7 protein-coding genes are annotated in these 18,712 nt (G+C 63.2%); 1 reads left to right on the forward strand and 6 read right to left on the reverse strand.

All coding sequences use genetic code 11. The features are described from left to right. Window positions 1–4 precede the first annotated feature (4 nt). Complete coding sequence (locus FRZ61_RS15965; protein WP_151118678.1) at window positions 5–8,530, forward strand: GH36-type glycosyl hydrolase domain-containing protein; 8,526 nt, start codon at window positions 5–7, stop codon at window positions 8,528–8,530. A 262-nt stretch (window positions 8,531–8,792) separates the two neighbouring features. Here the strand turns inward: FRZ61_RS15965 and FRZ61_RS15970 are convergent, their stop codons facing one another. The 6 genes from FRZ61_RS15970 to FRZ61_RS15995 are packed head-to-tail and all read right to left on the reverse strand — an operon-like array spanning window position 8,793 to window position 18,669. Next, window positions 8,793–11,399 (reverse strand): AAA family ATPase, encoded by a 2,607-nt coding sequence (locus FRZ61_RS15970; protein ID WP_151118679.1) that lies wholly within the window; start codon window positions 11,397–11,399, stop codon window positions 8,793–8,795. Window positions 11,400–11,405: 6 nt separating this feature from the next. After that, window positions 11,406–12,623, reverse strand: coding sequence for a GIY-YIG nuclease family protein (locus tag FRZ61_RS15975; protein WP_151118680.1), 1,218 nt, complete (start codon window positions 12,621–12,623; stop codon window positions 11,406–11,408). Then, window positions 12,616–14,694: a DEAD/DEAH box helicase gene (locus FRZ61_RS15980; RefSeq protein WP_151118681.1), complete on the reverse strand. Its 2,079-nt coding sequence runs from the start codon at window positions 14,692–14,694 to the stop codon at window positions 12,616–12,618. The genes FRZ61_RS15975 and FRZ61_RS15980 overlap by 8 nt, the downstream gene beginning before the upstream one ends. Next, window positions 14,691–15,524, reverse strand: coding sequence for a hypothetical protein (locus FRZ61_RS15985; RefSeq protein WP_151118682.1), 834 nt, complete (start codon window positions 15,522–15,524; stop codon window positions 14,691–14,693). The genes FRZ61_RS15980 and FRZ61_RS15985 overlap by 4 nt, the downstream gene beginning before the upstream one ends. Beyond that, window positions 15,521–18,271, reverse strand: a complete 2,751-nt coding sequence (locus FRZ61_RS15990; protein ID WP_151118683.1) for a class I SAM-dependent DNA methyltransferase — start codon at window positions 18,269–18,271, stop codon at window positions 15,521–15,523. The genes FRZ61_RS15985 and FRZ61_RS15990 overlap by 4 nt, the downstream gene beginning before the upstream one ends. Next, the gene (locus FRZ61_RS15995; protein ID WP_225308833.1) at window positions 18,268–18,669 is read right to left on the reverse strand and encodes a HigA family addiction module antitoxin; all 402 of its coding nucleotides are present in this window, start codon (window positions 18,667–18,669) and stop codon (window positions 18,268–18,270) included. The genes FRZ61_RS15990 and FRZ61_RS15995 overlap by 4 nt, the downstream gene beginning before the upstream one ends. Window positions 18,670–18,712: the final 43 nt, after the last annotated feature.

An 18,712-nucleotide genomic window follows, 5' to 3' on the forward strand; every position in this document is an offset into this window, starting at 1 on the left:
CACGATGCTTCCGACCTTCTTCTGCAGAGGGCTGTGGCCCCGCTCTCCCCCAGCCCCCTGGAACGCCATTGCGCCGGTGCGCGAGGAGCTGTTTGGCGTCGAACGCCTCGAGCAGCATGCGGAAAGTCTGGCTGCGGCGCAGCAGGTCACAGCACGACCGCCAGCCGTTAGGTCTCTTCAGGCCCGGCTAAATCACAATGCCGCTGCCTTGCTAGCCGCCTATCGCATCTGCGCCTCGGACCTCGAAAGCGGCCGGAGCGTGGTGCCGGCAGCGGAGTGGCTGCTCGACAACTATCACCTGGTCGAGGAACAGATCCGCGAAATCCGGGATGACCTGCCGCCCGGCTACTATCGGCAGTTGCCTAAGCTGGCGGGCGGGCCGTTCGCCGGGTACCCGCGTGTGTTTGGCCTCGCCTGGGCTTTCGTTGCCCACACAGACAGTCATTTCGATCCCGAGATATTGTGCCGGTTCATCGGAGCCTATCAGCAGGTTCAGCCGCTCACGATCGGCGAGTTGTGGGCCGTCGCGATCACGCTGCGCATCGTCCTGATCGAGAACCTGCGGCGGCTGGCTGACCAGATCGTCGTGGGACGAAAGGAGCGTGCGGATGCCGACGCGCTCGCCGACCGTCTTCTGGGATCGGGCGGTGCGCGATCCGCGCTCGACGCGGACATCGCCGCGCGTTCGTCTGCACCCCTGTCGGAGGTGTTCGCAGCGCAGCTCGCCAAGCGCCTGAGGGATCAGGATCCGCGAACGACCCCGGCGCTCGGCTGGCTCGCGGAGCGGCTCGGGATGCAGGGCGTCTCGATCGAGGACGTGGTGCAGCATGCCCAGCAGAGGCTGGGCGCGTCCAATGTTTCGGTCCGCAATGTCATAACCAGCATGCGGCTGATCTCCGACATCGACTGGGCGGCCCTGTTCGAGAGCCTCAGTCTCATCGACAAGCAGCTTCGCGGCGGAAGCGCGTTCGCCAAGATGGATTTCCCGACCCGCAATCTTTACCGAAGCGCGATCGAGGAGCTCGCCCGCGGCTCGCCATCAACCGAGCTCGAAATCGCCGAGCAGGTACTCACGGTATCGCACAGGGCGGCCGAAGGGGTGACTGATCCGAGGGAACGCGAGAAGGTCGGTGATCCTGGCTTTCATCTGATCGCCGGTGGGCGCAGTGCGTTTGAGCGGACGATCGGCTTCAGGCCGCCTCCCCGGTTACGGATGAGCCGTCTCGGTATGCGTCTCGGCGTCGGTGGCTACGCCGGCTTGATCTTGTCCGTCACCACGGCGCTGCTGGCGCTCGCCCTATGGGCGCTTTCGGCTTCGGACATCGATGCCCGCTGGCTTGCCCTGTTTGCCCTGACAGGATTCGTGCCGGCAACCGAGATGGCAACCGCGCTGGTCAACCGTGCGATCACATGGAGCTTCGGCGCGGCCGTCTTGCCCGGCCTTGAACTCGCCGAGGGTGTCCCAGAGTCGCTGCGCACACTGGTCGCCGTTCCGACGCTGCTGACCAGTGAGGCCGATCTCATGGAACAGGTCGAGCGGCTGGAAGTCCATCATCTCGCCGGCTCCGGCGGAGACCTGACCTTCGCCCTTCTGTCCGACGGCGTCGATGCGGACCGGGAAGTCGTCGAGGACGACGCATACCTGCTCGCCGTCGCAGCCGAGGCGATCGCGCAATTGAACCGCCGCTACGGCCCGGGACCCGAAGGCGACCGCTTTCTTCTTCTGCATCGCCGCCGCCTGTTCAACGCCGGCGAGAACACATGGATGGGATGGGAGCGCAAGCGGGGCAAGCTGCACGAACTGAACCGGCTTCTACGCGGCGCGCCCGACACAACCTTTGTGGCGGTGGCTGGGCACGCACCTCATGTTCCGGACAATGTCCGCTTTGTCATCACCCTCGATGCCGACACCAGACTGCCGCGCGATGCCGCGCGACGCCTGGTCGGCAAGATGGCCCACCCACTGAACCGGCCGCAGTTCAGCGACCGCGAGCAAAGGGTTGTCGGCGGCTATGCGATCCTCCAGCCGCGCGTCACCCCGGCGCTGCCGATTGGACGGGAGGGGTCCTTTCATCAAAGGGTCTTCTCGGGTCCCGCCGGCATGGACCCTTATGCGGCAGCGATCTCGGACGTCTACCAGGATCTCTTCGGTGAGGGGTCTTATACCGGCAAGGGCGTCTACGACGTCGACGCTTTCGAGGCGGCTCTCGCCGGCCGTGTTCCGGAGAACGCGCTCCTCAGCCACGATCTCTTCGAGGGTGTTTTTGCCCGCGCCGGCCTTGCCTCCGACATCGAGGTCGTCGAGGACTTCCCGAGCCGCTTCGATGTTGCCGCCAAGCGCCAGCATCGCTGGATACGCGGCGACTGGCAGCTCTTGCCCTGGGTGGTTGGCCGCGGCGGGGCGATGCCGCTCCTCGGCCGCTGGAAGATGCTGGACAATATGAGGCGGTCGCTGCTAGCGCCGACCACGCTGATGGCCGTTGCCCTCTGCTGGTTGCTGCCGATACCGGCCGCCATCGTCGGGCTCCTGCTCGTCCTCACCGCCGTCGCCACCCCGGCATTCCTCCCGAGCGCCTTCTCGGTCTTGCCGCGCCGCGCCGGACTTCGCGTTCGCAACCATCTCGGCGCACTTGCCGGCAGCCTCCGACTCGCGGCCGCCCAAGTGTCTCTCTCGGTCGCCTTCCTGCCCGACCATGCGCGACGGGCGGGAGACGCCATCGCCAGAACCCTGTTGCGGCTGTTCGTGACTCGCCGTCGTCTCCTCGAGTGGACGACGGCGGCGAAATCGACAGCCGCGCCGCGGCTGGATCTGGGAGGCTTCTATCGCGGTATGGCGGGCGGCGTGGCGCTCGGCCTCCCGCTTGCGGCCGGCGCAGTGGCGGCAGCACCGGCTTCATGGCCGCTCGTCCTGCCTTTTGCCTTGCTGTGGTCGGCCGCGCCGGCGCTCGCCTTCGGGATCAGCCGGCCGTCGTCCCTTGCGCGTCGGCGCTCGATTTCGCCGGCAGATGCGACCCATTTGCGCCTCATCGCGCGCCGCACCTGGCGCTATTTCGAGACGTTCGTGACGCCGGCCGACAACATGCTGCCGCCCGACAACTTTCAGGAGGATCCGAAGCCGACGCTCGCGCACCGCACGTCGCCCACCAATATTGGACTCTATCTCCTGTCCGCCGTCGCCGCCCGCGACTTCGGCTGGGCGGGAACGACCGAGACCGTCGAGCGCCTGGAGGCGGCACTCGGCTCGATGCGGAAGCTCGCCCTGTTCAAGGGGCACTTCTTCAACTGGTACGATATTCAGGATCTGCGCCCGCTCGACCCCGCCTATGTTTCGTCGGTCGACAGCGGCAATCTCGCCGGCCATCTGATCGCGCTCGCCAATGCCTGCGAAGAATGGATGGATCCGGCATGCATGCCGGATGTGAGGGGCGGCATGAAGGATGCCCTCCGACTGGCGCGCGAGGCCACCGACTCCTTGCCGACGAATGGCAGAGGGCAACCGCTCATCGCCGCTCTCGACGAGATCGAAACCCGGTTGAACGGCGCCGAGGCGATCGAGTCGATAGCCGCGCCCCTGAACCGGCTTGCCGCAAAGGCGGCCGAGGCCGCCCGCAGCATCATACCCATGCCCATGGCCGACGACGGCGATACACCGGACCTTTTGTTCTGGATCGAGGCGTTGAAGAGGGCCGGGTTCGAACATTTGCGCGATCGTCCCGGCATTGCCGATCCCGCCCGCCCCCTGAACGGGCGGTTGAAGGTGATCGCCGATACGGCGCGCGAGATGGCGCTGGCGATGGATTTCGCGTTTCTCCTCGATCCCGACCGGAAGCTGCTTTCGATCGGCTATTCGCTCGCCGACAACAGCCTCGACCCGAGCTGCTACGATCTTCTCGCCTCGGAAGCGCGGCTCGCCAGCCTGTTCGCGATCGCCAAGGGCGACATCCCGACACGGCACTGGTTCCACCTCGGCCGGGCGGTAACGCCGCTCGGCGCTGGCGCGGCGCTGATCTCCTGGTCGGGGTCCATGTTCGAATACCTGATGCCGTCGCTGGTGATGCGCGCGCCCGAGGACAGTCTGCTCGGACAGACCAGTCGTCTGGTGGTGAAACGTCAGCAGGCGTATGGGCGGTCCCTCGGGGTTCCTTGGGGCGTCTCGGAGTCGGCCTACAACGCTCGCGACATCGAGCTCACTTATCAGTATTCCAACTTCGGCGTGCCCGGCCTCGGCCTCAAGCGCGGGCTCTCGGCAGATGCCGTGATCGCACCCTATGCGACGGCGCTGGCGGCCATGGTCGACCCGCCGGGGGCACGACAGAACTATGTCCGGCTTGCGGCGATGGCTGCCTCCGGCCGCTACGGCTTCTACGAGGCTCTCGATTTCACCCGTTCGCGGCTGCCGGCCGACGAGGACGTGGCGATCGTGCGCGCCTTCATGGCGCATCACCAGGGCATGACCATTGTCGCCATCGCCAACACTGTGGAGGACGGCTGGATGCGTGCCCGGTTCCATCGCGAACCGATGATAAAGGCCAGCGAGCTTCTGTTGCAGGAACGCGTGCCCCTGGAAGTTGCCGTCATGCATCCCCGGGCGGAGGAGGTGAAGGTGCCTCCCGCCGGGGCCGGCGCCGACACAGCGACGGTGCGCCGCCTTTCGGCCTTCACGGGGGGAGCACCGACGACCCACCTGCTCTCTAACGGGCGCTACGCGGTAATGCTGAACACCACCGGCGCCGGCTACAGCCGCTGGCGAGATATCGCCGTGACGCGCTGGCGGGAGGACGCGACCCGCGACGACTGGGGATCGTTTATTTTCCTCAAGGACAGCCGAAGCGGGAAGATCTGGTCGGTCGGCATGCAGCCCGCCGGAGGCGATGCAGAGCACGACGAAGTCTTCTTTGGTGAGGATCATGCCCAGTTCGTCCATCACGACGGCAGCCTGACGACGACCACGGACGTCCTGGTCTCAGGCGAGGATGACGGCGAGGTCCGCCGCGTATGCCTGACCAACAACGGCCGCCGCCCGCGCGAGATCGAGATCACCTCCTATGCGGAGGTGGTGCTGGCGCCGCCCGCCGCCGACAACGCGCATCCGGCCTTCTCCAAGCTGTTCGTGCAGACCGAGCATCTTCCCGAGTTCGGAGCACTGATCGCGACGCGACGCCCCAGATCGAACGACGAGCCGCGACTCTGGGCGGCGCATTTCGCCGTCGTGGAAGGCGAGATCGCCGCCGATCCGCAGTATGAGACCGATCGGGCCCGCTTCCTCGGTCGGGGCCGCGCGGTCGCCGACGCTGCCGCTATCCAGGAAGGCCAGCCGCTTTCGAATACGGTGGGAACCGTTCTCGATCCGATCTTTTCGCTCAGGCAGCGCGTGTTGGTTCCCCCCGGCAAGGTCGCGCGGATCGCCTTCTGGACCGTCGTCGCATCGTCGCGAGACGAACTTCTGGGGCTGGTCGACAAGCACCATGACCGCAGCGCATTCGACCGGGCGAAGACCCTGGCGTGGACGCAGGGACAGGTCCAGCTTCGGCATCTCGGCATCGCGACGACGGAGGCGGCGGATTTCCAGCGCCTCGCAGCGCCCATCCTCTACGCCGATCCGCGCTTCCGCGCGCCTGCGGAGGCGATCCTGCGCGGCGCGGGCCCGCAGTCGGGCCTGTGGCCCTACGCGATCTCCGGCGACCTGCCGGTCGTCGTGCTGCGCATCGACGATGTCGAGGACATCGCCCAGGTCGCCCAATTGCTCCGCGCCCATGAATACTGGCGCATGAAGCGCCTCGCCGTCGATCTCGTCATCGTCAACGAGCACGCCGCCTCCTACATGCAGGACCTGCAGGTCGCGATCGAAACCGCGGTGCGCAGCAGCCAGTCGCGACCGCGCGTCGGCCACCTTCCCGCGCAAGGCGCGGTCTACACGCTCCGTGCCGACCTCATGAACGCCGAGACCCGATCGCTGCTGCACGCGGCCGCCCGTGTCGTCCTGCACGCCCATCGCGGGCCCCTCGCCGATCAGCTCGCCCGCATACGACCGCCGTCGGGCGGAGCGTTGCCGCTCCAGCCTCCGAGAGCGGCGATCCCGCGCCAGCCGCCGGTGGCGACGGCGACGGCCAGCCTCGAATTCTTCAACGGCCTCGGCGGCTTCGACAAGGACGGGCGGGAATACGTGACCGTCCTCGACGGCGCCCGCGTGCCGCCCGCGCCCTGGATCAACGTGATCGCCAATTCCGGCTTCGGCTTCCAGGTCTCGACGGAGGGAAGCGGCTACACCTGGGCCGAGAACAGCCGGGAGAACCAGTTGACCGAGTGGTCGAACGATCCGGTGACCGACCCCTCCGGCGAGGCGATCTATGTCCGCGACGAGATCACCGGTGATCTCTGGAGCCCGACGGCGCAACCCGTCCGCGACGGCGGGACCTATGTCGCGCGCCACGGATTCGGCTACAGCCGCTTCGAGCACGAGGCGAACGGCATTGCCCTCGACCTGCTGCAGTTCGTGCCGCTCGCCGATCCGGTCAAGATCTCCCGCCTGACGCTTCGCAACAATTCGGGCCGCGCGCGTCGGCTGTCGATCACCGCTTACGCGGAATGGGTGCTCGGGACCTCGCGCGCGGCGTCGGCGCCGTTCATCGTGACGGAGATCGATACGGCGACGGGCGCCATCCTCGTCCGTAATCCATGGAGCACCGGCTTTCGGGACCGTGTCGCGTTCGCCGATCTCGGCGGACGGCAGACCGGCTGGACGGCGGACCGCACCGAGTTCCTCGGTCGCAACGGCAAGCCCGAAGCGCCGGCCGCGCTCGCCCGCGGGAATGTGCTGTCCGGTGCCACCGGAGCCGGCCTCGACCCCTGCACGGCCCTGGCCACGAGCATCGAACTCGGCGCCGGCGAAATCACCGACATCGTGTGGCTGGTCGGACAATGCGGATCGGTCGAAGACGCAAGGACGCTGATCACGCGCCATCGCGAAGCCGATCTCGACGCAGCCTTCACCTCGGTGACCGGGCACTGGGAGACCCAGCTCGGCGCGGTCCGGGTGAAGACGCCGGACCGGGCGATGGACCTCATGCTGAACGGCTGGCTGCTCTACCAGACGCTCGCGTGCCGCATCATGGCTCGTTCGGCGTTCTACCAGGCGAGCGGCGCCTACGGCTTCCGCGACCAGCTCCAGGACGGCATGGCATTGTCTCTCGCCGCACCGGACGAGACGCGCCGCCATCTCCTGCGCGCGGCAGCCCGGCAATTCGTCGAAGGCGACGTCCAGCATTGGTGGCTGCCGCATTCGGGACAGGGCGTGCGGACGCGGATTTCGGACGACCACGTCTGGCTCGCCTTCGCCGCCGCCACCTACATCACCACGTCCGGTGACGCCGCCGTTCTGGACGAGGTCCTGCCGTTTCTGGATGGGCCAAGCCTTGGGGCAGGTGATCACGATGCCTTCTTCCAACCGATGATCGCGGATGAGCAAGCTTCGCTCTTCGAGCACTGCGCGCGTGGTCTCGACCAATGCCTCGAGCTTACAGGCGAGCATGGCCTACCCCTCATCGGTACCGGCGACTGGAACGACGGCATGAACCGCGTGGGCGAGGGCGGCAAGGGCGAAAGCGTGTGGCTCGGCTGGCTGCTGGTGCGCACCATCGAGCTTTTCGCTCCATTCGCTGATGGCCGTGATGCAGACCGTGCGCGGCGCTGGCGGGCGCATGCCACCTCGGTACAGGCTGCGCTTGAGCGTGAGGCCTGGGACGGCGAATGGTATCGCCGGGCGACGTTCGACGATGGTGCTTGGCTTGGCTCCAGGGAGAACGAGGAGTGCCGGATCGATTCAATCGCCCAGTCCTGGTCGGTTTTATCGGGCGCTGCCGATCCGGAGCGCGCGGCGCTGGCGATGGCATCTCTCGATCAGCATCTCATCCGCCGCGACGACGATCTTGCCCTTCTGTTCGCGCCGCCCTTCGACAGGACATCCCGCGATCCCGGCTACATCAAGGGCTACCCGCCGGGCCTCCGTGAAAACGGCGGGCAATACAGCCATGCCGCCATGTGGGCGATCCTCGCCTTCGCGAAGCTGGGTGACGGCACAGCGGCTGCCGACCTGTTTTCACTCCTCAACCCCATCAATCATGCCAAGACGCCCGAAGAGGTCGAGCGATACAAAGCCGAACCCTACGTCGTCGCCGCAGACATCTACTCGGTTCCTCCTCACGTGGGACGCGCGGGCTGGACCTGGTACACGGGTTCGGCGGCATGGATGTATCGCGCCGGCATGGAAGGAATATTGGGCATCCGACGCGAGGACGATTTTCTTATTGTCGACCCCTGCATACCGGCCGCCTGGCCAGGATTTGAGGCCACGGTGAAGGTGGCGTTCAGCCGTTACGATATCCGCGTTGAGAATCCGTCCCGAACCGGCCGCAACTTATTGCAGGCTGTCCTCGACGACACGCCTGTCGCGCCCACCGAAGGGTGTGTTCGCGTTCCTCTGGACGGAGGGAAACACGCTCTCGTGATCCGTCTTGGAGCCGGACAGTCCTGATTTAGAAGGACGGACATGGTTTCTCGACCGGCAACGGCAGTTGTTCGGGGCTAGTATCGAGAACGCCGGAATAGCGGAGACGGCGGGTGTCGGAAGTGATTGGCGGTTTGGGCGTGCTCAAGGCTGAAATATCATAGTGCTCCGGAGAAAACGTAGTTCTCAGTTTCATCCACGCTGGGGCGCCAACTGTGACCCCTCTCTCAGGAAGGGCAGCCGCCGTTAGCGGCATCATCGGCTAAGCGGTATTGCAGGAAGACCGCAATCAGGGCAGCCTTGCAGCTCCCTGGCGCTGCCGGAGGCTATCCGCCCAAGCAGCCAAAGCGCTGATCTCGGCTGAGAGCACATCTGGCCTCGGAAGCGGGCGATTCAGTGCCGCGGCGGCGCTGTGCATCAATTCGGAGCAGCGGCTAAATCCGTCCCGCATGGCCTCGCAATCAGCAACAGTGATTGCGGTCAATTTGACCAAGCCAGGCGTTTTCACTTCGTTAGACAGACGCCGGATGACGTGCCCGACAACTTCCTCAACCGCGATCTCCCATGTGTCGCGCAGCGTTCCGGCGATAGATTTGACGGCCTTGCGCCATTCGTCCTCATTGCCCTGATCAAAGTGGTAGCGTTCGTTTGCGAGCTGATTAGTCAGGCTCGCCGTAATGTCGCTGACACGCCGCGCTTTGAATGGCGGCTCGCTACGGCAAAAGCCGGCCTTGTCTGCGCCCCGACTGACAGAGCTGATTGCAACTTGCGGTTTTGGATCGGCGTTATCCGCCGCACGGTTCAACTCGAACAAGAAGGCAAGGTCATGCGTAAAAACTATGACCTGTCGGCGTGCCGCTTCGGCGACCAAACGTTTCGCGACAGCCTCTCGGTGCATGTGGTCGAGTGACGATACTGGATCGTCAAAAACAATGCCGGACTTGTTCTCGGTGGTGGCAAGTTCCGCCATGAATGCAGCGAGCGCCACACAACGATGCTCACCTTCGCTCAAGACTTGGCCCACAGCGGCACTCGGCTTGCGGGTCAGCGCGACCTTGAAACGAGGGGCGCCTTGCGCACTGCTCTGCTGGCGCAGCTCTACTGCCAGGCCAGCGATCTCGAAGCTCGCGACCTCACGCGCGAACTGCGCGCGGAGCGCGTCCGTCACCAATGCCTGCGCAATCTCGGTGCTCTTGGTCGTGATGCGATTGGTGGCGGTGTCCCGCTGGGCCGTCTCAAGACGCGCAATCTGTTTCAGGCGGTCGATCTCTGCAAGAACATCCGCCTTGATACCGCTAAGCCATTGCCGATCGGCAAGTTCGGCCTTTTCAGCAAGCAACGCCGCACGCGCCGGAGAGTCGGCTTCGGCAGCCAAGGCGTGCGACCGCGTTACAATATCCGCGATCTGATCGGTCAGTGCTTGGCGCGGATAGGAGACAATAGGCGCGTCGAGCGTGGCGGCAGGACTCGCGTGGCGTCGTCTGATCTGGCGATGACGCCACAGCGCGCGCAAGACGACATTCCTGACTTCCAATGCCACGGTGTCCTGCCGCAGCTCATCGCGGACGGTCGCCACGATGTTTGCAAGCTCGGTCAGCGAAAACGCGGCACCCCCGAATGTCGCAAGCGCCTCATCGTATGCCGCGCGCGCGGCCTGGGCGCGCTGCTGGCTATCGTCGCGCACGAATGCCTCAAAGCGGTTGAGCCGACTGGCGGCAACAGGGGTCAATTCCTGCTGGCAAAGAACACATACGCTGCCAGGATCGATTACAGGGAAGCGTCGGTCGGGATACGCTTCTTGATCGGAAAATGCTCGCGCGCTCGCCCATAGCGCCTGCCAAACATCTGACCCGATCTGCGGCAATGGTTCGTCGTGGAAGAGCGCGCCGGACGCGGCTTCTGCCGCCCGTCGCGCCGTATCGCTGACGTCCGCGAGCCGACGCAGATTGGAGGCCGTATCGTCGCCGATCGAAGCAAACAGCACATCGAGGCGCGCAATATGTCCCTCGACCTTGGACTTTAGCGCGGCGAGTTGACGCGCCGCGCGGGCCGGATCGCCGGAAAGGTCCGCCGTGAGCTGGGCCAACCGGTCTTGCTCTGCTTGGGTGAGTGCAGCCAGTCTCTCGACGATGGTAGGGTCGGTGTTAGCGGCAAGTCGGGCCATAAGCCTGCCTACGGCCGTCGTCGAGCTGCACGTCGGGGATTTGATGCTTTGTGGCGTCTGTGCCTTAATCTGCGTGATTTCGGCGGCCAGCTTATCTTTGACCGACTTGCAGAGCTGGGCCAACGCTCCAAGCAATTTGAGCGGGAACGGCGTGTAGGCCACGTCATTGGTTTCATCGACGTGGATATTGGCTGTACGCGAATCGAAAACGCTAACGGCCGACAGCGCGGCATCGGCCGCCTGACCGAGCTGCCACGCGCAAGTGCGATTCTGACCGCTGATCGCGTATTCTATCGTAGCGCAGGGTGTGCCCGGTGCTGGGTCATAGATGTCGGGTATGATCTCCTCAACACGGCTCGGCATACGGGCACGACATGCCTTCTTCAGGATGCGTGCATAGCCGGATTTGCCCGATCCGTTATCGCCATAGATGATCGTCAGTCCGACGCGGTGGAGCGTCAGCCGCTGGTCAGCGGCCAAGGCGTTGACATGTCGGACGCCATGCACCTGTCTTAGATAGACTTCGCCCTGCTCGCGGCTGGGATCGCGCAAATGCTCGGCATCCAGCCGTGCCGCTTGGCTTTCTCCCTTGCAAATGGAGACCAGTTCGTCGATCTCAGGCGGCTCCAACGTCGCCTGAGTCGCAAGCCGCCGCAGGGCGTCTTTCTGCCAGTTCGGACTATCGGCAGACCACGCAAGAATGTTGGCAAGCGCCTCTGCCTCAGTCGTCATCCGGTGTCACCCCCCAATATTGGTATGGCCACTTTCGCGCTGAACCAGCCGAGCTGATTTCGGGTCATACACATAGCCGGTGATCGTCCCGTCCCTGATCTTTTCGATTGCCTCGTCGATCACGAAAAGGGGCACGAGGAACCATTCGCGTGGGATGACGGGTTGACCAAATCGGTCTTTGATCTCGATGTCGAGCCGGGCCGGGCCGAAGATCCGATGGATCAAGTTCTCAAGCCGCGTGCGGTTGATGTTGAACAGCTCGTAGGTGGCAACGACCTCAACCTCAGCCATGAGGAAGGTCGGATCGAGCTTGGCATTGGCGAGGCGGCGCGCAATATCGCCGCCGGTCACGCCGATCTTGTGCAGCACGTCACGGTGGGCCGCGACGGCCGGGTGGTCGGACTTGCTGCGCAGCACATAAACGATGCCGCTGGCCTCATCCCCTTCTTCATTCTGATCAGAGAACAATGGGCCGGCCGAGAGCTCGACGATCCGCCGTCCGGCCGGGTCCTGTTGCAGCGCTTTTTGGAGCGACCGCATAAGCAGATTGCTCTCGGTGCCGTTGTCGAAGATCACACGCAGCCGGGCGTCGATATTGCCGTGCTCGTTAACCGTGGGCTGTTCCATAGTTGCGACATAGGCTTTCTGACCGCCCAAAATATAGAAGCGGCCTGGCGCGATCTCGGACTTGCGCTCGAAGCGGCGGGTCTGCCGAAGACCGGCGCCAAGCTCCTTTTGCACCTGCTCGAACAGCGGTTTGAAGTTGTCGAAGTCCTCGCATCTCTGGCGGTTGGCAATCTCCTCCGCTGCGCGTTTGTCGGCAGCGGAGCGGACATGCCGCAACTCCGCGATGCCGCCGGGTGTGGTGTCATCCACGCCGAGCTGCGCCAGAAGCTCGTCATCGTTGATGTCCTCAGGAACACCAAGCGGCGCGGGTTGCGCGCCGGTTAGAAGTCCTTGATGGTCGAGGGGTTCGATCACGGCGCGGCAATCGGCCAGCTCGCGCAGGCGATCAAGGCGCACGGCATACAAGCGCTCGAAGATGTCGCGGTCCTCGCCGTGTTGTGGAGCGCGGCCATGTTGTTCGACGAACCGCTGTATCTCCTCGAAACCGGCGATGATCCGCTCCTCGCGAGGCGTCCGGCTCGACTCCTTCTTCGCCTCGGCCTGGACGCCAAGCTCGGCGAGAAGCGCGTCATCCTCGTCGGTAAAGCCCTTAGCCACGTGCCGCCTCCGCCTTCATGCGTTGAAGGAACGCCACGCCCTCGGCCATGCGCTTTTCCCAAGCGTCGGCCGAGGTGATCGAAGGCAGCCGACCGCGCTCCTGCTTGAACTTTAGGGCCCGTTTGGCAAGCTCACGCGCCTCCTCAATGGTCAGATTGACACGCTTGGCGCCGATCACGGCTGCGACCTGCTTCAGGCTCTCCTCGCTCATGGTCTTGGCGAGAATGGCATAGGCTTCGCCGAACGGATTGATGCGGTCGATCAGGTCGATGTCCAGCTCGCGCACATCCATTGCGTATTTGCGGACGCCCTCGATGAAGGCGGTATTGAGGCTCTTTTCACCGTCACCCTCGGCTCCCCCAAGCGCGACTTCCTTGGCTTTCTGCGTGAGGTTCAGGGCCGCGACGGCGTGCTGGCGCACGGCCTCCTGATCTTCCTCATCCAGCTCGGGATATTTGTCCTTGATGATCTTGCCCATGCGGAGCTGCGTAAGCTCCTCCGCCAGGGTCTCGCCGCCTGCGTGTTCCCCATCGAACAGGCCGCGCGTGATCGTGGTCTTGTCCTGCACGAAGGCGGCGATGACCTCGTTCAGGTCCTGCTGGCAGATGCGTTGCGCCTCCTGGCTCTTCGGCTCGACAAGGCCCTTGATCTCGATCTGGAACTGGCCGGTTTCCTCGTTGAAGCCGACATTGGTCTTATCGGGATCGTAGCCGCCTTCACCGTAGTCAAAGCCCGGCGTCGGGCCGCCCTGCGGGTTCTTCGGCTTGAACTCGAAGCGCGGCGCAAGCACCTGCTCCATGAGAAGGCTGGCAGCGATAGCCTTCAGCGTGTCGTTCACTGCCTCCGTGACGGCCTCTTCCGACGCATCCGGCTCGGCGATCAGGTTGGTGAAGCGAGCGCGCACCTTGCCCGGCGCGTCGCGGGTGGCGCGGCCGATGATTTGCACGATCTCGGTCAGGCTCGACCGATAGCCGACCGTCAGGGCGTGCTCACACCAGATCCAGTCGAAGCCCTCCTTCGCCATCCCGAGCGCGATGATGATGTCCACATGGTCGCGGTTGTTCTTTTGCGCTGGGTCCTTCAGCGCGGCGGTCACGCGGTCGCGCTTGGCGGGATCGTCGTCCACCAGGTCGGCGATACGAAGGATGCAGCCCGCTGAGGTCTTGACCAGTTGGAAGCCGGTCGCAGGGTCGCGGCCCTGCCATTCGCCCAGCTCGTGGAGGATGTGTTCCACCTCCTTGATCTTATCTCCCATGCTTTCGCGGGAATTGACATTCGGAATGTGGATGATGGTTTTCTCGGCCGGGTCGAGCACCTTCAGGATGTCGTCCGTATACGGGCCGTTGTAGAAGAAATAACCTATGTCGAGTTGCTTGAGATATTCGTAGCCATTGAGTTGTTCATAGTAGGTGTAGGTGACAGTATCGAACTTCGACTCGTCCTGCGGGGCAAGCACGGCCTCGGCGTCGCCCCGGAAATAGGAGCCCGTCATCGCCACGATATGCACGCGGTCGCGAGCGATGAACTGGCCGAGATGCAGGCCGAGCTTGTTGTCGGGGTTGGTCGAGACGTGATGGAACTCGTCAACCGCGATCAGCCGATCATCGAAGGCTTCCACCCCGAACCTGTCCACGGCGAAGCGGAAGGTGGCATGGGTGCAGACCAGCACCTTGTCGTCGCTTTTCAGGAACGCCTCGACGGAATTCACCTTCCCGCCGTTGTCCGAGCCCGGCGCGTTGCAGAGGTTCCACTTCGGCGCGACGATCCAGTCCGTCCAGAAGCCGAACTTGGACAAGGCTTCATCGTTGAAGCTCGCGCCGATAGCCTTTTCCGGCACCACGATGATCGCCTGCTTCAAGCCCTGATTGTGGAGCTTGTCGAGGGCGATGAACATGAGCGCGCGGCTCTTCCCCGAGGCCGGCGGCGACTTGATGAGAAGATATTGCTCGCCCCGTTTCTCATAGGCGCGCTCTTGCATCGGCCTCATGCCGAGGGCATTGGCCTTCGTCGAGCTGCCGTTGCGCGCGTAGGTGACAGAGACGGAGGGGATGGATTTGGCTTCCGGCTTCATTTTCTTTCCCCCGCAACGCTGGCAAGCGCCGCCTTAAGCACCTGAAAACAGACTTTCGCCGTATGCTGATCCGGCGTAAAGCCTGATAGCATTTGCTCATACGGGTGAATGTAATTGCGAAAATCCCGAAGCCCGTGGCTGAACTTTTTGACGTCCGGCTTCAGCAACCCAGCCTCGCAGGCGACATCTATGAACTGTGCGAGGCTCCATTCGTGAAACCGCTTCACGCTGCCGTCAACGGCCTTCGGACTGGCCGAAGCCCTGTTGAAGCGGGCTGGCTCCTTCTGCGCCGCTCCGAGAAGGACGGCTTCTAAAACGCTGCCGCACAGGAAGATGGTGGAAAGATACGCGCCTGCGCCCATCGCTATCCGCGCTTCGTTAAGGCGGCTCTCGATGATCGGCACGGCCTGCGCTTCAATCGGGAGTTTCTGGATGTTGGGAATCGAAAATTCGCTATGCAGAAATTCGTCAATGGTCTGGGTCGGCTTCGTGGGTGCAGGCACTCCGGAAAGCCGCGAGACGATGCCGCGCGCTTTCTCCAGCACGGATGTTTCAACGTCACGGTTGTTCAGGCTGCAATCGGCCTCATATGCTTCCAGCATCTCCCCCAGCACCCTTCCGACCAGAACATCCGGCTCCTGCTCCCAGAAAGCGCGCATCTTCTTGGCCTTGGAGGTGCCGTAGGTCTGATACTTCTGGCCATGAATATTGATCTTGTGCCGATTGAAAAACTCTCCGAACGTCGCGTCGGAATAGTCCAGAACATAGCCGCTCTGCATCCCAAGCAGCTTTTCAAAGTATCGTTTTTCAATGTCGGTGAGGCTGCTCATGCTGCTCCCACCCTTCGTTTCTTTCCCGCTCCCGCTCCGGCAACCATCTTGGTATAAAGCTCGAATAGTTTTTCCAGCCGCTCGGTGTCGTTGCGGAATCGGCGGCCGATATAGATGCGCTCAAGGACCTCGTCATTGCGCTCGTGGGCTTCGCGCAAATCGGCAGGCATCTTGTCGGGGTCATAGAGGTCAGCGATGGTCGCCGGGAAATGCGCTTCGCGCGCCAACAGAATGTCCTCGGCACAGCGGGTCAGGTCGGCCTTGTTCTTCTCGGTGAGTGTCGGGACCGGGAAGGTGTTCCAGCCGAGATTGCTTGAGTACCGAATGCGTGTTTCGAGCTTTCCACAGATGGTCGTTACCCAAACCAGATGCAAGCGTGAGACCAAGAACGAAAAATCAACCAACGTACCATCGTAGATGGCGTGAGCCAGATGTGTAATCACGGTATCTGGCGCAAGCAGGCCCACAGGAAGATACTCCCTGCGTTCGGATGACACCTGAGGCACGAGTAGCTGCGACACCTTGCTCCCGTTCCTGTATCGAAACTGGTGGGGCCGCTTGACTAACGTTACTGCAACCTCGCCTCCGCCCATACGGTACTTGGTCACGCCGTCAATTCGCGAGGCTACGGCCGGTATGCTCTTGGCAAGGGGCAGGTCGCCATCCTCCAACCATAGGCAGTAGCGCGTCACGCCATCAACGAACTCGCTCGTCCCCGATGCCTTACGCAACCTGGAGCGCATCTCAGGATGGGCGGTGACCAACTGGCGAGCCTCATCTGGTGAGAGGAACAGGTGGCCGCCGTCATACGCCGCATTGCCAGTGATCATGCTCGACAGCGAGTTCGTAGTCCGAGACTGGCTGGCAACAATGATGTTGGGGCCGTCAACCAAATACGGGTTGATGTTGCTCGCTTGGCGACGTGCAGCATCCCCATAGATGTACCGCACGCTAGTCTGCTTCTTAGTTAGTCCGAGGATCGTGCATGACACACCAGCGTTGCGTTGTGCATTGTTCGCCCACTTGAATGCCTCATAGGCGAACTCAAGCTGGCAGCCGGTTTGAAGAATCAATGGCCATAAGACCGGGACGTGTGTTCCCTGAGAAACAGAATTGGTGCAAACAAGTGCGGCTTTGTCAGCGTGATCCAGAAAGCGACAAGCCTTAATGATGAATGCGCAGATGTAGTCGAGATTCTTGTGTTGCTCGCCGCGCCCGAAGACGGTGATCATGTCGTGCTTTTGTTCGGGCGTTTGCTTCTTTCCGCCGACATAGGGCGGGTTCCCGCACACGTAAGTCTCGCCGCCCTCGTTCTCGAAGTCGATTTGCGCTTGATCGAGCTGCGTGTGAAACAGATCGTCGGCCCGATGCTTCACACCTGTACCGGTGGGCGGGCAAATGCTCAACCAATCTAGCCGGAGTGCATTTTCGCAGGTGATCCAGTTCTCGGCATCAAGCGGCAGGAAGTCCCGCAGGGCTTCCTTCTGGCCGCGATAGAGCACGTCGCACTGATACTCGGCGATGATGAGGGCGAGGCGGGCAATCTCGGCCGGGAAGCTGCGCAGCTCAATCCCCCGGAAGTTGGTCAGCGGGATTTCGCTCCGCCTGTCCGGCTCGCCCCGGCGTTTGTTGATCTCGGCCTCGATCTCCCGCATCTGCTTGTAGGCAATGACAAGGAAGTTGCCGGAGCCGCAGGCCGGATCAAAGACCCTGATCCGCGACATACGCTTGCGCAGATTCAGCAACATGCGGGGATTGTCCCCCGCCTCGTCGAGTCGCGCACGTAGATCGTCGAGAAACAGCGGATTGAGCACCTTCAGGATGTTCGGGACGCTGGTGTAGTGCATCCCGAGCGCGCCGCGCTCCTCGTCATCGGCCACGGCCTGAATCATCGAGCCAAAGATGTCCGGGTTGATCTTTTTCCAGTCGAGGCCGCCGATGTGGAGAAGGTAGGAGCGCGCGATCCGACTGAAGCGCGGCACGTCCATGGTGCCGGAAAACAGGCCACCATTCACATAGGGAAACTGGTCGGCCCAGCGGGGGATGTTCGCCGCCGCCCGCGCTGCGTGCTTCATATTCATGGCGCGGAACAGCGTGCCGATCACCTCGTGGGTGTTGGACGAGTCCTTGGCGCTCATCTGCTCCACGGTCGAGGTGAACAGGAGCGGCTTGGCAAAAATGTCGGTGTCCTCGGCGAAGAAGCAGAAAATCAACCGCGCCATGAAGTGATTCATGTCGGGACGGCGCTCAGCCGTGCCCCAGTCCGGGTTGTCCTTCAGAAGCTCGACATAGAGCCGGTTCAAGCGGCTGGTCGCGCGAATATCGAATGAGCTGTCGCGCACCTGCTTGACGGTTGTGATGCCGGCAAGGGGCAGAAAGAAGCCGAAATGGTCGGGGAAGTCGGCATAGGCGCAGGCGACCGTCTCGCCCGACGCCAGATCCTCGGCCTCGAACGTGTCGCCGTCCGTCGCCAGAACGAATTTCGCCTTCGCCCGCGTCGTCGCCGGGCTGGCCTTCAGTGCGGCAAGGGTGCGCGTCACCGTGCCGGGGGCGGCGACGGCGATATGGATGTTGTTGGTCTGAAGGACACCGCCAAGGTCGGACTTGTTCGACTCGCCCTTGCGCAGTCGTTTTAGGGTCGTTTCCTTGTTTCCGAAGGCTTGCAGGAAGAGATAGGGGAACTCCTCGGCGTCGAACGGCTGCTCGGCGAGTTTCGATATGGCCTCCTCAATCTCGACGGCGTTCATCGTTCCCCCCCGCCGTCCGTGGCCGTTGGCTCGAAGGGCTCAACCTTGATTTTCTTGGCCCTGCGCATGACCTCGGCCAGCTCGTAGTCGAGCTGCCGGATCAGCCATTCGCGCGCGGGCGTGCCGAACGCCTTTTCCAGCCGGACGGCCATCTCCGGCGAGATACCCGACCGGGCGTTCAGCAAGTTGCTGAGAGTCTGCCGATCAACGCCGAGGATTCGGGCAGCGTCGGTGACGCTTAACCTATTCTTTTCAATGCAGTCCTGCCGGACGGTCGTTCCCGGATGCATCGCGTTTCGATTCTCTCCTAGCCAAGCCACCGTATAGTGATAATCGACACTCGACAATCTGCTTAAAGCGGGGAGGTCAGCGGCCAGTTGCGCCGTGGTGAGGCGCAAGGCGGCCAACACCTATGACAGTTCGCTCCGGCGACGGGGTCAA

The organism is Hypericibacter adhaerens (genome assembly GCF_008728835.1).
Classification (GTDB): domain Bacteria; phylum Pseudomonadota; class Alphaproteobacteria; order Dongiales; family Dongiaceae; genus Hypericibacter; species Hypericibacter adhaerens.